Annotated in this window: 17 protein-coding genes; 8 read left to right on the plus strand and 9 right to left on the minus strand. The window is 60.5% G+C overall.

From position 1 onward, the window contains the following. Nucleotides 1–237: 237 nt before the first annotated feature. Complete coding sequence (locus AC1D05_RS15125; RefSeq protein ID WP_477441678.1) at nt 238–447, minus strand: conjugal transfer protein TraD; 210 nt, start codon at nt 445–447, stop codon at nt 238–240. 1 nt (nt 448) lies between these two features. Beyond that, nucleotides 449–775, minus strand: coding sequence for a conjugal transfer protein TraD (locus tag AC1D05_RS15130; protein ID WP_477441680.1), 327 nt, complete (start codon nt 773–775; stop codon nt 449–451). Between the two features lie 172 nt (nt 776–947). Between AC1D05_RS15130 and traA the strand changes: the two genes are divergently transcribed. Beyond that, a complete protein-coding gene (gene traA / locus AC1D05_RS15135) occupies nt 948–3,944 on the plus strand; it encodes a Ti-type conjugative transfer relaxase TraA (RefSeq protein ID WP_477441682.1) in 2,997 nt (998 codons plus the stop codon). Between the two features lie 128 nt (nt 3,945–4,072). Beyond that, nucleotides 4,073–4,285, plus strand: coding sequence for a helix-turn-helix transcriptional regulator (locus tag AC1D05_RS15140; protein ID WP_352660648.1), 213 nt, complete (start codon nt 4,073–4,075; stop codon nt 4,283–4,285). 283 nt (nt 4,286–4,568) lie between these two features. Here AC1D05_RS15140 and AC1D05_RS15145 read toward each other — a convergent pair whose 3' ends face one another. Further along, entirely contained in the window at nt 4,569–5,213 is a 645-nt protein-coding gene (locus AC1D05_RS15145) for a hypothetical protein (protein WP_477441684.1), read from the minus strand. A gap of 182 nt (nt 5,214–5,395) precedes the next feature. Between AC1D05_RS15145 and AC1D05_RS15150 the strand changes: the two genes are divergently transcribed. After that, a complete protein-coding gene (locus AC1D05_RS15150; RefSeq protein ID WP_023825501.1) occupies nt 5,396–5,602 on the plus strand; it encodes a helix-turn-helix domain-containing protein in 207 nt (68 codons plus the stop codon). 176 nt (nt 5,603–5,778) lie between these two features. Here the strand turns inward: AC1D05_RS15150 and AC1D05_RS15155 are convergent, their stop codons facing one another. Continuing rightward, complete coding sequence (locus AC1D05_RS15155) at nt 5,779–7,053, minus strand: tyrosine-type recombinase/integrase (protein WP_477441686.1); 1,275 nt, start codon at nt 7,051–7,053, stop codon at nt 5,779–5,781. A 297-nt stretch (nt 7,054–7,350) separates the two neighbouring features. Next, nucleotides 7,351–7,617 (minus strand): hypothetical protein, encoded by a 267-nt coding sequence (locus tag AC1D05_RS15160; protein ID WP_477441688.1) that lies wholly within the window; start codon nt 7,615–7,617, stop codon nt 7,351–7,353. 94 nt (nt 7,618–7,711) lie between these two features. Here AC1D05_RS15160 and AC1D05_RS15165 point away from each other — a divergent pair, with 94 nt between their 5' ends. Beyond that, the gene (locus tag AC1D05_RS15165; protein WP_477441690.1) at nt 7,712–7,873 is read left to right on the plus strand and encodes a hypothetical protein; all 162 of its coding nucleotides are present in this window, start codon (nt 7,712–7,714) and stop codon (nt 7,871–7,873) included. A 76-nt stretch (nt 7,874–7,949) separates the two neighbouring features. Here AC1D05_RS15165 and AC1D05_RS15170 read toward each other — a convergent pair whose 3' ends face one another. Then, nucleotides 7,950–9,455: a winged helix-turn-helix domain-containing tetratricopeptide repeat protein gene (locus tag AC1D05_RS15170; protein ID WP_477441692.1), complete on the minus strand. Its 1,506-nt coding sequence runs from the start codon at nt 9,453–9,455 to the stop codon at nt 7,950–7,952. Between the two features lie 1,020 nt (nt 9,456–10,475). Between AC1D05_RS15170 and AC1D05_RS15175 the strand changes: the two genes are divergently transcribed. Continuing rightward, on the plus strand, nt 10,476–10,778 hold the full coding sequence (locus tag AC1D05_RS15175; RefSeq protein WP_477441693.1) for a DUF982 domain-containing protein: 303 nt from the start codon (nt 10,476–10,478) through the stop codon (nt 10,776–10,778). 138 nt (nt 10,779–10,916) lie between these two features. On the opposite strand, the gene AC1D05_RS15180 is transcribed toward AC1D05_RS15175, so the two are convergent. Both AC1D05_RS15180 and AC1D05_RS15185 read right to left on the minus strand, forming a co-directional pair. After that, nucleotides 10,917–11,114 carry a hypothetical protein gene (locus AC1D05_RS15180; RefSeq protein WP_477441695.1) on the minus strand — a complete coding sequence of 66 codons (198 nt, stop codon included), beginning with the start codon at nt 11,112–11,114 and terminating at the stop codon, nt 10,917–10,919. A gap of 139 nt (nt 11,115–11,253) precedes the next feature. Further along, nucleotides 11,254–11,490: a DUF6894 family protein gene (locus tag AC1D05_RS15185; protein ID WP_477441697.1), complete on the minus strand. Its 237-nt coding sequence runs from the start codon at nt 11,488–11,490 to the stop codon at nt 11,254–11,256. 220 nt (nt 11,491–11,710) lie between these two features. On the opposite strand from AC1D05_RS15185, the gene AC1D05_RS15190 reads away from it, so the two are divergent. Beyond that, the gene (locus AC1D05_RS15190) at nt 11,711–12,430 is read left to right on the plus strand and encodes a Crp/Fnr family transcriptional regulator (RefSeq protein ID WP_258591351.1); all 720 of its coding nucleotides are present in this window, start codon (nt 11,711–11,713) and stop codon (nt 12,428–12,430) included. A gap of 37 nt (nt 12,431–12,467) precedes the next feature. Here AC1D05_RS15190 and AC1D05_RS15195 read toward each other — a convergent pair whose 3' ends face one another. Continuing rightward, complete coding sequence (locus AC1D05_RS15195; protein ID WP_477441699.1) at nt 12,468–12,965, minus strand: YciE/YciF ferroxidase family protein; 498 nt, start codon at nt 12,963–12,965, stop codon at nt 12,468–12,470. Nucleotides 12,966–13,337: 372 nt separating this feature from the next. Between AC1D05_RS15195 and kdpF the strand changes: the two genes are divergently transcribed. Next, nucleotides 13,338–13,427, plus strand: coding sequence for a K(+)-transporting ATPase subunit F (gene kdpF, locus AC1D05_RS15200; protein WP_032918612.1), 90 nt, complete (start codon nt 13,338–13,340; stop codon nt 13,425–13,427). Nucleotides 13,428–13,458: 31 nt separating this feature from the next. After that, on the plus strand, nt 13,459–15,162 hold the full coding sequence (kdpA, locus tag AC1D05_RS15205) for a potassium-transporting ATPase subunit KdpA (RefSeq protein ID WP_477441701.1): 1,704 nt from the start codon (nt 13,459–13,461) through the stop codon (nt 15,160–15,162). The last annotated feature ends 14 nt before the right edge of the window (nt 15,163–15,176 follow it).

Consider the following 15,176-nt stretch of genomic DNA (forward strand, 5'->3'; position numbering starts at 1 on the left):
CTTAAAACACTCAATCCTGCGAGTTAAAGTCTACAGTTTTTAATCATGTCGGATCAGCCATTCCATTTCCGAAGGCGCTCTCGTCATAAAAGCAGGATGAAAGCCGCAGGCGCGCCCCAGAAGAGCAATATATCAAGCATATAAAGCCCCTCTGCAAATCGACAACAGCGGAATTAGAGCGCCGCAAATCCTTGCGGGCGGGTCACGATCTCCCGCTTTTTTTGCACCGCCCGCTGTTCACAACGCCTGCTTTCCCTTCGCAGTCCATAGGTTTCGCGCATGCTCGCCTTCATCGCTCTGCAGTTTGGCGGCGATCCAGAGCATCGCGCCATAGATAGTAGCGCGATCGTCGTTGGTCAGATCAACAATACCTGCCTTGACGACGAGCCCGCCAAGTTCGATCAGATGTCGCGTGCGCTTGCGTCGCTCGACCTGCCAGGTGCGCATGTCATTGCGAGCCTGTGCCGCCTGCTGGCGATTGTGTGCCGCCCGGTTGCGCCGAAGCGCCACGCAGCTTGCTTCCAAGCGCCGGAGCAACTCGCCGGGACCCGCTCTCGAAAAACGTCACCCCACGCTTGGCCCATGCCTCACGCTTTGAGGTGTCTCTCGTTTCAGCGATTGCAACCAGCGCGCCGGCCAGTTCATCGGTGCTGAGCTGATCGGCGCCGGTGGCGATCACCAGCTCGCCAAGCTGCTGCACCTTTCGCGTTTTGAGCTCTCGCGCTTTTTCTTCCAGCGCCTTCAGTTCCGCGTCGAAGTCCCGTGGTTTGCGCATGGCTGTCTCCGTTGATTGTCGATCTGTGAATCATAGGCGAGCGTCCTCCGGAAGGCTCCAGGGTTGCCGAGACAGCCCGGGACGGGCTGGTCCATCCCGAGAATTTTTCGAGGGAGGGCGCGCTTATACGTCGTGCCGACGTGCGGTTTGACGTGCAAATGATCTGGTCGCGATGGCGATCTATCATCTTCACGTCAAGGTCATTGGCCGCAAGGCAGGCTCAAGCGCTGTCGCATCGGCTGCCTACCGTTCAGCGTCGCGGCTGCGCGACGAGCGCATCGAACGCAGCCACGACTTTTCCAGCAAGCGCGGTGTCGTCCATTCCGAGGTGATGTTGCCGGAGGATGCGCCGGAGGCCTGGCGCGACCGCGAGAGGCTGTGGAACGCTGTCGAGGCGTTCGAGGTACGCAAGGATGCCCAGCTCGCCCGTGAGGTGGAGTTTGCTCTTCCACGCGAACTAAGCCAAGGGCAAGGCATCGAACTGGCGCGCGACTTTGTTCAGGCGGAGTTTGTCAGCAAGGGCATGGTCGCCGATCTCAATGTGCACTGGGACAGGGCGGAGGATGGCAGTCCAAAACCGCACGCCCACGTCATGCTTACCATGCGGTCCGTGGACGAGAACGGTTTTGGTCCAAAGGTGCGCGACTGGAACCAGACCGAGATGGTCGAGCGCTGGCGCGAGCGATGGGCGGAGCTGGCCAATGAACGCCTGGCCGACCTCGATATCGACGCGCGCATTGATCATCGCAGTCTGGAAGCTCAGGGCATTGCGCTGGAGCCGCAAACCCAGATTGGTGCGCCAGCGCAACGCATTGAGGGCAGCGGCCTTGCTGCTGGCGACATTGAAGCAGATCGCGCCCAACTGCATCGCGAGATCGCGCGCAACAATGGCGCGCGCATCATTGCCGATCCATCCGTGGCGCTCGATGCCATCACCCATCAGCAATCGACGTTCACCCGAAAAGACATTGCGAAGTTTGCGCATCGCCACAGCGACGGTATCGAGCAGTTTAACGAGGTTGCGCGAGCCATCAGCAACGCACCCGATCTGGTCGAACTCGGCAAGGACGGGCGCGGTGAAGGCCGGTTCACCACCCGACAGATGATCGAGACCGAACAGCGCCTGCACCACGCGGCCGAACGCATGGTCGGGGATGGATTTCATGCAGTAAGTGATCAGCATCGCGAGGCTGCTCTGGCACATGCCGGGCAGCGCGGCCTTGTCCTGTCAGGCGAGCAGGTCGAAGCGCTCGCGTATGTCACCGACGGCAGCGGTCTTGGTGTCGTTGTCGGTTTTGCCGGCACGGGCAAGAGCGCCATGCTGGGCGTTGCACGCCAGGCATGGGCGGCCGCGGGCTACGAGGTTAAAGGCGCCGTACTCTCCGGCATTGCGGCCGAGAATCTCGAAAGCGGATCAGGCATCTCTTCGCGCACCATCGCCAGCCTGGAACACGGCTGGGGACAGGGCAGGGATCTTCTCACCGCGCGTGATGTCCTGGTGATCGACGAAGCCGGCATGGTCGGCACGCGTCAGTTGGAGCGCGTGCTCTCCCATGCGGCGGACGTCGGCGCAAAGGTCGTGCTGGTCGGCGATCCGCAGCAGTTGCAGGCGATCGAGGCCGGCGCCGCATTCCGTTCGATCCATGAGCGTCATCGCGGCGTCGAGATCGGCCAGGTGCGCCGGCAGATCGAAGACTGGCAGCGCGACGCAACGCGTGACCTGGCAACCGGCAGGATCACTGCCGCGATTAGCGCCTACGACGACAGAGGCATGGTGCATCAGGCCACGACGCGCGATGAGGCGCGAAGCAATCTGGTCGAGCGCTGGGATCGCGACAGGCAGGCAGAGCCAGACGCAAGCCGGATCATCCTCACCCACACAAACGATGAAGTGCGTGCGCTGAACCAGGCCGCGCGCGAGCGCATGCGCTTTGCCGGCGATCTCGGCGACGATGTTCAGGTCCATGTCGAACGCGGCGTTAGAACCTTCGCAAGCGGCGACCGCGTCATGTTCCTGCGCAACGAGCGCGGGCTTGGCGTGAAGAACGGTACGCTCGGGACGATCGAGCAGGTCAGCGCGCAGTCCATGACCGTCCTCACCGACGATGGCCGGTCAGTTCGATTCGACCTCAAGGACTACAACCGGATCGATCATGGCTATGCCGCGACCATCCACAAGGCCCAGGGCATGACCGTGGACCGCACCCTTGTGCTGGCGACGCCGGGCATGGACGCCCATGGCAGCTACGTTGCCCTGTCGCGGCATCGAGACGGGATGGACCTGCACTACGGCGGCGACGACTTCGCGACACGGGACCGGCTTGTCCGTACGCTGTCACGTGACCGCGCCAAGGACATGGCGTCGGACTACGAGCAGATCGACCCGGCGCAGAGCTATGCAGAGCGGCGCGGCATCACCTTTCGCGAGCGTGTCGCAGAGATCGTGCGCAAGGTCGTGCCTGAAAGGCTACGCAACATGTTCGACGGCCGGCGCCCTTCGGCAGATGGCGCGCCCGACTTCGACGCCATGCGCAGGCCGGAAAGAGAGGAAGTGCGCCTCGAACCCGCCGCGCCCGCCAGGGAGATCGCCGAGGACGGCCAAGCGGCGTTACGGAAAGCCCGAACCGATGCGCTCGTGCGTCATGCCCGCGCCATGGACGCGATATTCAGCGATGAGGGTGCAGGAAACAAGGCCAGCCCGATGCGGTTGCGGGAACTGGCTGACGCCCGAATAGCCTTTGACGAGGTGCGGCCCCATGGCTGGCGCGATGCCGAGGCGGCTTATGTCAAGAGCCCGGAACTTGTCGCCGAGGCCGCCGGCGGACGGATCAACCGCGCCATCCGCGCCCTCCAGCTTGAAACCGAAATCCGCACCGGACTGGACAAAGATCCGGGCCGCCGCGCGGACCATTTCGTGGAGCGTTGGCACAAACTCGACCGCACCAGCCAGCACCAGTATCAGGCGGGTGACATGTCCGGCTACAAGGCCACGCGATCAGCGATGGGTGACATGGCCAAAAGCCTCGAGCGCGATCCGCAGCTTGAATCCATCCTCGCCAACCGCAAGCACGACCTTGGCATCAGCGTCGATTCTGGTCGGCGCCTTGGTGCGGAACTCGCATTCACCCACGGCATCGACCTCGGGCGGGGCCGGGGCATTGGACTCTAGACAGTCCTATCTGCCGCCGTCTCTATGCCGGGGTACGATGACGCGGAAAACCCGCTTGCGCGCCCGCAAGTGTCTGTCCTCTCTTGATCAGGAGCAATCAAAAACAACCAGCAGGAGGCAGTGTGTCCATGCGCGAACCAGACCGTATCATCCGCCTGAAAACCGTCGTGTCCCGGACAGGTCTGTCCCGGTCCACCATCTATCGCAAAATCGCCGAAGGCACCTTCCCACGCCAGATCCAGATCAGTATCCACGGTGCAGGCTGGCATGAATCCGACATCAGTCGCTGGATCACCAATCCCGTTTCGTGGCGTCCGCAAGACGAGGGCGACAAGTTGTGATCAGGGTGATGCACAATTCGCGGAAAGCTGGCCTTCACCGAGACGCCGCTGTCACGGCGGCAGGGTTACTGCCGTGTCCGTCAGGCGCGCCGCCGAGGCGAGCGAAAACGGCAAACCAGAAACGATGGTCGGCCCCGCGCCTATCAAGATGGCTTGCTCAAGCAGGGCAACTTTGGAGCGAAGCGGCCGTAACGGGCTGCCTCCGATCCGGCTTCCTTCGAAGCAGGCTGCATCCTCACCGCCTATAAGGTCCGTCGGCTAACGATTGCCCGATCGATCGCGATCATCGCCGGATCGATATTTTATGGTGGCGGCCGAGGTCATCCAGCACCGAACGGATATGAGGCCAAGGGAAATCGGCGGGATGTTCCCAATGCTCACCGTCATGCAAGATAACGAGCAGCTTGGCTAAAATGCCCTCGATGGAGGTAGCGGCTGTCTGCGGTAGATTATCCAGAAGTTCGCTTTCGGCTATTTCGGATTGCCGTATCAGTTCGTCTGCTTTCGAATAGCCGATCTCAGCATCGGCGGCATCCCAACGCGCCTGGTGTGCCGCGAAGTCGGCAACCGCCCTGTTCCATTCGACTTCAATTTCGGGAGAGTACGCGTCGTTCAGGCCTTCCATGGAATGGAGCGTTGATTCCGTACCATCGGCAAGCCGTACCTTGGCGCAGGGAAAGCCGACCGTCCTGGCGAGGTGTGTCTCCAACCTTTGCTGTTCGCGGCACAGCGCCAGTGTCTCGTTGTGGATCTTTTGCCAGTTCCCACACAGACGAAGAGCAGGATCAGCCGCGCTGCTGCCGTCCGTCAGTTCGGCGGCCCGTGACTTTACATGGAAGGGCCATGCCACGGCGGCCGTGGCCGTGCCCCCCAGCAAGCGCCGCCGGGTGACGAAAGACAAACTCATGCTATTGTCGGAATCATCCATGATCCGAGCTCCATGAAAGCTGGGGTTGTGGTTAGGTTGGACAGGTGTGACCGCACCTGTCCAACCGCTCAAGATGCATGTCGGCATCAACGGTAGTATCAGTGTTACTATCTATCGCCAGCAAATGCAACAAATTAGTAACAGGGTTACTACGGATGGCAATAACTTCGGCCCAGTGTCGGATGGCGCGGGCAGCTCTTCATCTAGGCATTCGGGAGCTTGCTGCCCTCGCCAAGGTCTCTCCCAACACTATCGCGCGATTGGAGCGCGGCGAGGTTTTGTTCGACAACACGCTGCAGGCGGTACAAGGTGCCCTGGAGAACGCTGGCATCGAATTCATTCCAGAGAATGGTGGTGGGCCCGGCGTGCGCTTAGCCAGGCGAAATTAGAGGTGGCGTCACGCACGGCCCATCGAACTGAGCGGAAACATCTCAGCGCCACCGCTGATAATTCCGGTTCGCCCCGATCAGCGATCGATATTGCTGAAAAGCTTAGCGTTCCGTTTTGCTCGCGAAGCTTATCGCCTTCGGCCAGCGTTGCCGAGGCTCATGTCTTAGAGCTTTGGTCAGTTCCCGCCCCGCAAAAACGCAGCCCAATCGCTCATCATGGCGCGGCGCTTCTCAATCATGGTTTCGCGCCGGTATGCGGCCTCAACGTCGCTGTTGATGGCGTGGGCGAGCGCAAATTCCCGCATGTCTCGGGGATAGTCGGACAACTCCCCTGCCCAATCAGAAAACGTTGACCGCAGCCCATGGGGCACGGCTGGACGCTTCGAGTTCTTGTCGAGCCAGCCCGTGCGGCCCGCCTCGATCGCGCTTTCGTGCATCCGTCTCATGGTAGCGCTCAACGTCATGTCGGATAGCATGCCGCCCCGGATCGCTGGAAACACATATTCTGTGTCGGCGGCCGCGGCCTCTCTCATCGCAGTTAGGATTGTCATTGCCGCATCGGATAGCGCCACAACGTGCGGCCGCCTCATTTTCATTCGCGATGCCGGCACCGTCCACAATTTGGCGTGCCAATCGATCTCAGGCCATTCCATGCCGCGCACTTCGCCTGACCGCGCAGCGGTCAACGTCGCGAATTCCAATGCCCGTGCACCCGTGCCTTCGCGTTTGCGCAATGCTGCGAACCACGTGGGCGCGTCTTTCAACTGAACGGCGGGCTGATTATCGACTGTCGCAACCTTGCTTGGCTTGGACAACATGGCATTGAGATTGCCCTTCCACTGCGCCGGATTGTCGCCCTCGCGGTGTCCGTGTGCCTTTGCCCAATCAAGCACGCGTTCGCAACGTTGCCGCAAACGCGTGGCCGTCTCAGTCTTGGTCGTCCAGATCGGCTTAAGGATTTCGACCATGTGATGTTTGGTGACTTCGGAAACGGCAAGATTGCCGATGACGGGCATTGCATACGTGTCCAGCGTGGATTGCCATTGCTTCCGATGCTTTTCGTTCCTGAATTCCGCCAGCGTGTCGGTAAGGAATTTGTCAACGGCATCGCGGAATGTAAGATGGCGTTTTGCGGCCTCGATCGCGGCTTTGCGACGCTCGCGCTTCTCTTGAAGCGGATTTATGCCGTTGCGGATTTTGTCTTTGGTCGCCCTCGCCCGCTCGCGGGCTTCGCCCAATGATACGTCATGCCCGCCAAGACCCATTTCGCAACGCCGGCCATTGACGTTTGTTGTGCGCAATAGCCATGACCGGCCGCTGCCCGGCGTGATTTGGAGCATGAGCCCGGCAACACCGCCAACAGCAAACACAGCGTTGCGCGCTGTGGTCGATCCGGGGTGTTTCAAGTTCTTGACGGCTAGTGCTGAAAGTTCCTTCGCGATCTTCGGCATTTCTCAATCCCATCATCTTACCCGCCAAAAATAGTGGCATTGGATGACGCGGATTGCAACGGCACGAGACAGTCATTTTAGATTAAGGCATTGATATTGCTTTATGATTTCCATTGATTGAGACGGCATGAGACAGCAGTATGGCTGTCGCTCTCTCCGCCAGTTATCATTGAAATAGCTAGATAAATTTGCGTTTTAGTCTGAACATAGTCGTCGATATAACGGTGTGCCGCGGGATATCCGGCGCGCCGGGATGCAATCGTCATGGCCTGTGAAAAGGTGGCTCGTTTCCGTTCGTCAGGGATTCCGAGTGTTCTTAAGTTCCTGAATTTCCTCAAGCAGGTTCTTGACCAGCAATACATAAACCTGCGTCAATTCTGCTGGCGTTAGTTCGACCCTGATGTCGTACTGGCCGGAATAAGCGACCTGCAGGCTGGCAGTCCCGAACAGCGTTGTCGTACCGTCGCGAATATCGGTGGCCACGATCAGATGCTGTATAGGCTGGTCCAGCAGAATGACGCCAGCTTCCCCTGGGTGGTTGTGAGTTGTCGTTCTGATCTTCATGTCGGCCTCCTGCTCCGATCTCCTCAGCCCCACAGATATAGCACGCGGAACAAACCTTCGGGCCACGGGGTTTCTCTCGTCGAAGGAGACGCTCATGCTTCGTTGGCTGGTTCGGATTGGTGCCCTGTTTGTCGCCTATAAATTTGGCGAAGAAGTTGGTCGCGCACAGGCTCGTGTCGACTTGCGGGCACCGTTGGATTACGAGCGCTTGCCGGCGGATCGGCAACAAGATGATTTTGGCATCGAGCCGTTCTGATCGTCGTCCAAAGCGGCCCAGGCTACTCTAGACGGTATAGCCGTTTTCTTCGGCTTCCATATTGTCGCGGACAGTCTCACGCGGGAAAACCGGCCTTGCTGAAGCCTGACGTGAAAAGCTCCAGGGCGACCTGGTCGGCGAACGGGAGACCTGAAATCAGCCGGACAGTCAAGTCGTGTTTCCTCGTCAGTGCTTCCTCGACTTCAGCGCGCGCCTTATGCATCTCGCCCAAATGTGCGTACGCGGCTGCGAGGAAGGCATGAATGAAGAATTGGTCGCCGGCCTTCTGATACGAACCGACGGCTTCCGAGTACCTTCCAAGCAGGAAGAGGGAGCTGCCTTTCACCTCCCAGAACCATATCGGAGGTAACGGGTCGCGCAGGAGCGCGGTTTCGAGCACGTTCAGCGCCGTCTCGGCCCGTCCGCCGTAATTGAGCCAGCTTGCGTAATCCCCCGCTATGTTCACGTCGAGCGGGTTCAACGAGCGCGCTCGCTCGAAATGCACACCCGCATCGCCGTGCTGGCGCATATGCGTAAGTACCAGCCCCATGCTCTGGTGACAGACGCCATCGCTCCTATCGAGAGCGAGGGCCGTTCGTGCCGAGTCCCAGGCCTTCTGTAGCGTCCGCTGATCGTTGTCGTACCAGAATCTGCCGACGAGGGCCTGTGCGAGGAAGGCGTGGCCTTGAGCGAACGTCGGATCGAGTTCGACACACCGGACGAATAAGGGCTCGGACTTGTCCAGTTCATACCGGTAGAAGTGCGCGCGCCCCTGCAGGTAGTAGTCGTATGCATCCCAGTCGGCCGGCGGCTTGCGGCTGGTCCGGCTAGCCGAATCGGCCTCTGCTTGGCCTTCGACTATCGAGGCGATTAGAGCCGCGACCTCGTCTTGCAATGCGAAGATGTCGTCGAGGGCGCGGTCGTACCGTTGAGCCCACAGGTGGGTGCCGGTGGCGGCGTCAATCAACTGTGTGGTGATTCGAATGCGATCACCGAGCTTTCGTACGCTGCCTTCGACGAGATAACGAACTCCGAGTTTGCGATGGACTTCGGCAAGGTCCGATGCCGAATGGCGAAACTGAAAAGATGAATTGCGCGCTATGACGAGGAGGGAGCGGAACCTGGCCAGCTCCGTAATTATGTCCTCGGTTATGCCGTCGCTGAGATACTGCTGGTCCTGATCGCCGCTCAGGTTGGCAAAAGGCAGCACTGCAATCGACGGCTTGCCCGACTGTGACGTCGGCGGTCTGGGGGATGCGCTCGGCACCGGCTCGACAGCCCCGGTGAAGCGGTAGCCGACGCGAGGCACTGTGGCGATCCACTCGCCGCCGTTCTCAGCCGGACCGAGTGCCTTTCTTAGTGTCGCGATTTGGACGGTAAGGTTGCCTTCCTCAACGGCGGTGCCCGGCCAGGCAGCGTCCATCAGCTCGGCCTTGGTCAGAATTTCACCGGGCCGCGCCGTAAGCGCCGCAAGCAGCGTCAGCCCACGATGCCCAAGAGCGATCGGGATCTGCTCTTTAAGGAGCGTCCCGATGTCGGGATCGAGTACGAACGGACCAAAAGCGATGCGAGTGCCCTGCATGTGGGCATACTAGACGTTTCGGACGTTTTCGGAACAGTTTCGGCACAGCCTCTATAGCCCGAAACCGTTGCGACGGTTCAAGAGCCAAGGCCTGACCTGTTTTCTTCAAAGACAGCTCACACATCTATCTCTTCATGAAGCATGCGCGGCAAGCGTGGCACGGTTCTTGCTGCCACATCTTCAGGCAATGCCGGGCGCAAAGACGCTGTTTCATATCGACACCGGCGTGTGAGGTTGGGACAATGATGTCGCGTAAGCTTCTGTTCGGGCTTCTGGCAGTGTTCTTGGCCATCGCCCTGGGTGGAGCGCCTTTGCCGTCAGTGCCCTCGTGGGGGTTTCTGATTGCGGCTCAAAACAATTCTGTCTTTTGCTCAAGCGCTCCACCAACCGAGACGGCGGCTTCAGTGTCGCGGACTTTGCGATCCTGTCCGCCATGACAAGATCATAGGGAACCAGCTACGATGGCGACGAGATTGTGGATCGGAATTGAACAGCCTCATGCAGCGTCATCTTGCAGAGAATGGGTCACAGGACGCCGGGCTATGGTCACTCGGTTGGCATCAGCCTTTCGTGAATTCATTGCACCGCGCTACCGGCCAGAGCTCCACTATATGCGCGGCCCCGGACCGGCCTGCGCGCGCTGTGTGAGCGAGCGTTTCCTTGCCGGTCGCTCTCCTGCACAGATGAAGCGTCCTGCGGGCCTTGGCCCCCGCCTGTAGCCAGCGCCATGCGCTGTGAGGCGATGCTCCGTGAAAGGCCTTCATGCTTGTTGAGCCATGGCCGAAATGGCACGCCGCTCTACTGGGCGGCGATGGTCTCCGGTATAGGCTGCTGCTGATCCGTGTCAGCAGCAGCCATGGCCGGTGGACCGGGCATCTGATGTAGTCCCACGGGCCATCGTCGCGAAGGGAATAAAAGCATCCATCTGGAACCTCCTGCCTCTCCGTGCGTTTCACGGCGTCCCGTCCGTGGACCAGCCCGGATATTTCTCCTGGCGCTGCGATAATCAGGAGCCGTTTCATGTACGATAAGCTGTTTCATTCGCCGGTGGCGCTGACCGTCGGGCTTGGTTTCAAGCGCGAGATTGCCTCGCTGGCCGAAATGCACGATTTCCTGACCAACTGGACGACTTCGCGCCGTGGTCCGCTCCATCGCCATGCCGTCGAGGCGTGCGGCCTTGCGCTGGAAGGTTGCATCACCAGGGATGACGCGCGCCATGCGCTCGTCGACTTCGCGAGAGCCACCGGCATTCTCTGGCCAGAGATCGAGCCGGTCATCGTGGCGCGGGCCGTCGCGCGCGGCTATGGCGGCTACGCCGCCTGAGTTTTGAGGCCACCTCCCGTCGTGGTGGCCATTCCGCTCTGACCACCGCAGAAAGCCCGGCTTGGCCGGGCTTTCACTTTGTTGCAGGAAGATTCGCGTTTATCCACCGATGATGTTTGCCCGGCGCTTTTGGGGCAATCAACCTTTCGAGGCCGCGCCCCGGCGTGCCGGCTTGGGCCTCGCCGGATCAGGCGCCTGTGCTGACTGCGCGGCAAGGCGCAGCTCTCTCAATCTGGCGGTCTTTGCCTCGCGGGCCGCCCGCTCGGCGTCGATCACGATCTGCGATTCACGTTTGGCGCGCTCGTCACGCTGGGTGTCGACTTTTGCACGGTTCATGTGCTGCTACCTCCATTCCACAGGGGGCGGCGGTTCGGAACGCCGCCTCTTCCGGCCCCGCATGGTGCAGCGTCGTGGCGGGGGCGGCGATTACAAATGATGGTCGGGAAACTTTTGTCGTCGATGCCGGGGAGGGCCGTCAGTCGCACCAGCCTGACGAGACGACGAGCGACGCCTCGAAGATCTGGCGCCCGTCCTCGTCGCGTACCTTGACGGTGATCGCGGTGTGGTCGCTTTCGATCATCTCGTCGCGGACGATGTCGGGAAGGATGCGGATCGCTTCGCGCCGCATGCGTTCGCGCGTTTCGAAGACCTGGCCGTCATCATCGATCGTCAGACCGTCGCCATTGTAGAGGTCAAGATAGTATCGAGGCATGGTGGGCTGGACCTCAGGCTGATGAAATGGCGAGATATTCAACCGACAATTCGCGGGCCCGGCAGTTGTTCCACCAACGGTGGCATTTGCCGTGGAACAAGCGGGTCCAACAAATGTTAATGCCCATCAGCAGCCAAGGGCCTAGTTCATGCAAAGCCGCCTTGCTTCCGACAGAAACACTTGGGGGTCGGCCCCTGAAGCCCTTTCGCCGGAGATTGCGGTGCTTGAATCCCTTTACCTGAACCTCGGCCAGCACGATGCGCTGTCGGACGCCGAGAAGGCTCTGCTGGCCGGCGCAATGACCTTCGAGCGGCATTTCGCCATCGGCCAGGATATTGTCGCATCGGGATCGCGGCCGACCTATTCGACGCTGATCCTCGACGGGTTGGCGGCGCGCTACAAGGTGCTGGAGAATGGCGGCCGGCAGTTCACCTCATTGCAGGTGCCTGGCGACTTCGTCGATCTCCATGCCTTCCTCTTGAAGACCATGGATCACGGCATCGTCGCTCTGTCGCCCTGCCATGTCATGTTCGCCGATCATGGCCGGCTGCGCACCATCACCGAGCAGGCGCCGCATCTGACACGGCTGTTGTGGCTCGATACGCTGGTGGACGGCGCCATTCACCGCGAATGGATCGTCGCCATGGGACGGCGCTCCAAGACCTCGCATCTGGCGCATCTGGTCTGTGAGCTTTTCGTGCGGTTGCAGGTGGTGCAGCGGACCAACGGCATGAGCTTTCACCTGCCGCTCTCGCAAGCAGAGATGGCCGACGTGCTCGGCCTCTCGGTGGTGCACATGAACCGGGTTATCGGCGCGCTGCGCAAGGTCGGCGTCGTCAGCTGGGCAAACCACACGGTGACCATTTTGGACTGGCACCGGCTGCAGGAAATCGCCGAGTTCGATCCCACGTATCTGAGTATGATGCGCGAGCCGCGTTAGATAGCATCCGAACGCGGCTCGACGATCATTTGGGAGTTTATGCCGCTTCAGCCGCGACGTTGACCGCCGACTCCGCGATCGTGGTCAGCGCCTGGTCCGTCGCCTTCTCTTCCTTCAGCGTCGCTTCGAGAAGCGTCACGGCTTCGTTCAGGCCAAGTTCACCGGCCCATGTCCTGAGCGTGCCATAGCGCGAGATCTCATAATGTTCGACCGCCTGCGCGGCGGCCAGCAGGCCGGCATCGAGCGCGGGTGAGCCCTTGTACTCCTCCATGATCTCGGCACCTTCCTCGGTGATGCCCATGATGGCCGCACAAGTCTTGCCGACAGGCTTCTTGCCGATGACGCCGAAGACTTTCTCCAGCCTCGCGACATGGCCTTCGGTTTCGGTGCGGTGCTTTTCGAAGGCGGCCTTCAGCTCGGCGCTTTGCGCGGCCTTCGCCATTTTCGGCAGCGTCGCCAATATCTTCTTCTCGGCGAAATAGATGTCCTTCAGCGTGTCGTGAAACAGGTCGTCGAGCATTTTCGGCTTTGCCATTGTCATCTCCTTCAGGTGGTCCCTCGGGTCGACAATCTCGCATTGGGGGATTTGTTCCGCCTGACCTGCATCCCGAAAATCTTTATAAAATTCCTATTTCTTTCCATCCCGCGCCGTCTCGAACCTTTATGGCGATCGGGTGCATATTCTCCAGGGAACACGCAGCTCCGTCACGATGATCTATCGTGACGGAGTGGTTCCATATGGATTTCGGCCTGCGGACTGCAGGCAGGCAATGCAAAGCGCAAATAAAACGAAGATAAGGAACATGCACGATGGATATCGTCGTCGTCGGGTTGGAGATTTTGTTTTTCGCCCTCTCTATCGCCTACATCAAAGTCTGCGACATTCTTTAAGCTGGAGGATCGCAACATGCTTCTTGACTATATCCTCGGCGGCGGTGTGACCTTGTTCCTGCTCGCCTACCTGACATACGCCCTCGTTCGCCCAGAACGCTTCTGACGGCAACAGCAAGGCACGGAAAGCTACAGCCATGACATTCAACGGATGGATACAGATCCTCGCCTACTGCGTGGTCGTCGTTCTGCTGGTGAAGCCGCTCGGCGGCTATATGTACCGCGTTTTCAACGGCGACCGCACATTTCTCTCGCCGATCCTCGGGCCCGTCGAACGGGTCCTTTATCGCATTGCAGGAACCAGCGAGCGCGAGGAGCAGCACTGGACGGTTTACGCGGCAGGCATCATGCTCTTCAGCCTGGCCAGTTTCCTCGTGCTTTATTTCCTGCAGCGGCTGCAGGGCGTCCTGCCCTACAATCCGGCCGGGATGCCTGCCGTTGAGCAGACCCTTTCCTTCAACACCGCCGTCAGCTTCGTGACCAACACCAACTGGCAGAACTATGGCGGCGAAAGCACGATGTCCTACCTCGTGCAGATGGCCGGCCTGACGGTGCAGAACTTCATGTCAGCGGCGGTCGGCATCGCCATCGCGGTCGCGCTGATCCGCGGCTTCGCCCGCGCCTCGGTCAAGTCGATCGGCAATTTCTGGGTCGATATCACACGCTGCACGCTCTACATCCTCCTGCCGGCCTGCATCGTGCTCACCCTTGTCTATGTCTGGCTTGGCATGCCGCAGACGCTCGGCCCTTATGTCGACGCAACCACGCTCGAAGGTGCCAAGCAGACCATCGCCCTTGGTCCCGTCGCTTCGCAGGTCGCCATCAAGATGCTTGGCACCAATGGCGGCGGCTTCTTCAACGCCAATGCGGCGCATCCTTTCGAAAACCCCGACGCGATCTCGAACTTCATCCAGATGGTCACGATCTTCGCGCTCGGTGCGGCGCTGACCAACGTCTTCGGCCGCATGGTCGGCAACCAGCGCCAGGGCTGGGCGATCCTGGCCACGATGGGTGTCCTGTTCATCGCCGGCGTCACCATCTGCTACTGGGCGGAAGCTGCTGGCAATCCGCTGGTGCACGCGCTGGGCATCGATGGCGGCAACATGGAAGGCAAGGAGACCCGCTTCGGCATCGCCCTGTCGGCACTGTTCGCTGTCATCACCACGGCCGCCTCCTGCGGCGCGGTCAACGCCATGCATGACTCGTTCACCGCGCTCGGCGGCTTCATCCCGATGATCAACATGCAGCTCGGCGAAGTCATCGTCGGCGGCGTCGGCGCCGGTTTCTACGGCATCCTGATGTTCATCGTCGTCGCCGTCTTCGTTGCCGGCCTGATGGTCGGCCGCACGCCCGAATATCTCGGCAAGAAGATCGAGGCCAAGGAGGTCAAGATGGCGATGCTCGCCATCCTCTGCCTGCCTCTGGCGATGCTGACCTTCACAGCCATCGCGGTCGTGCTGCCAAGCGCCGTGGCCTCGATGGCCAATGGCGGTCCGCACGGCTTCTCCGAAGTTCTCTATGCCTACACCTCGGCGGCGGCGAACAACGGCTCGGCCTTTGGCGGCCTTTCCGGCAACACGCCCTGGTACAACATCACGCTCGGCATCACCATGTGGATGGGTCGCTTCTTCGTCATCATCCCGGCGTTGGCCATCGCCGGCTCGCTGGCGACGAAGAAGACGGTTCCGGCTTCCGCCGGTACCTTCCCGACCGACGGTCCGCTGTTCGTCGGCCTGCTGGTCGGCGTCATCCTGATCGTCGTCGGCCTTACCTTCTTCCCGGCGCTGGCGATCGGACCGATCGTCGAACACCTGGCCATGATCCATGGTCAGACCTTCTGAGAGCGCCCCGTCTT

The sequence above is a fragment of the Mesorhizobium sp. P2_E9 genome (genome assembly GCF_056403815.1).

What these genes read in the sequence shown, in the direction of transcription:
- AC1D05_RS15125 (WP_477441678.1), bottom strand. Translation starts at nt 447, where the DNA reads ATGCGCACCTGGCAGGTCGAGCGACGCAAGCGCACGCGACATCTGATC.
- AC1D05_RS15130 (WP_477441680.1), bottom strand. Translation starts at nt 775, where the DNA reads ATGCGCAAACCACGGGACTTCGACGCGGAACTGAAGGCGCTGGAAGAA.
- traA (WP_477441682.1), top strand. Translation starts at nt 948, where the DNA reads ATGGCGATCTATCATCTTCACGTCAAGGTCATTGGCCGCAAGGCAGGC.
- AC1D05_RS15140 (WP_352660648.1), top strand. Translation starts at nt 4,073, where the DNA reads ATGCGCGAACCAGACCGTATCATCCGCCTGAAAACCGTCGTGTCCCGG.
- AC1D05_RS15145 (WP_477441684.1), bottom strand. Translation starts at nt 5,213, where the DNA reads ATGGATGATTCCGACAATAGCATGAGTTTGTCTTTCGTCACCCGGCGG.
- AC1D05_RS15150 (WP_023825501.1), top strand. Translation starts at nt 5,396, where the DNA reads ATGGCGCGGGCAGCTCTTCATCTAGGCATTCGGGAGCTTGCTGCCCTC.
- AC1D05_RS15155 (WP_477441686.1), bottom strand. Translation starts at nt 7,053, where the DNA reads ATGCCGAAGATCGCGAAGGAACTTTCAGCACTAGCCGTCAAGAACTTG.
- AC1D05_RS15160 (WP_477441688.1), bottom strand. Translation starts at nt 7,617, where the DNA reads ATGAAGATCAGAACGACAACTCACAACCACCCAGGGGAAGCTGGCGTC.
- AC1D05_RS15165 (WP_477441690.1), top strand. Translation starts at nt 7,712, where the DNA reads ATGCTTCGTTGGCTGGTTCGGATTGGTGCCCTGTTTGTCGCCTATAAA.
- AC1D05_RS15170 (WP_477441692.1), bottom strand. Translation starts at nt 9,455, where the DNA reads ATGCAGGGCACTCGCATCGCTTTTGGTCCGTTCGTACTCGATCCCGAC.
- AC1D05_RS15175 (WP_477441693.1), top strand. Translation starts at nt 10,476, where the DNA reads ATGTACGATAAGCTGTTTCATTCGCCGGTGGCGCTGACCGTCGGGCTT.
- AC1D05_RS15180 (WP_477441695.1), bottom strand. Translation starts at nt 11,114, where the DNA reads ATGAACCGTGCAAAAGTCGACACCCAGCGTGACGAGCGCGCCAAACGT.
- AC1D05_RS15185 (WP_477441697.1), bottom strand. Translation starts at nt 11,490, where the DNA reads ATGCCTCGATACTATCTTGACCTCTACAATGGCGACGGTCTGACGATC.
- AC1D05_RS15195 (WP_477441699.1), bottom strand. Translation starts at nt 12,965, where the DNA reads ATGGCAAAGCCGAAAATGCTCGACGACCTGTTTCACGACACGCTGAAG.
- kdpF (WP_032918612.1), top strand. Translation starts at nt 13,338, where the DNA reads ATGCTTCTTGACTATATCCTCGGCGGCGGTGTGACCTTGTTCCTGCTC.
- kdpA (WP_477441701.1), top strand. Translation starts at nt 13,459, where the DNA reads ATGACATTCAACGGATGGATACAGATCCTCGCCTACTGCGTGGTCGTC.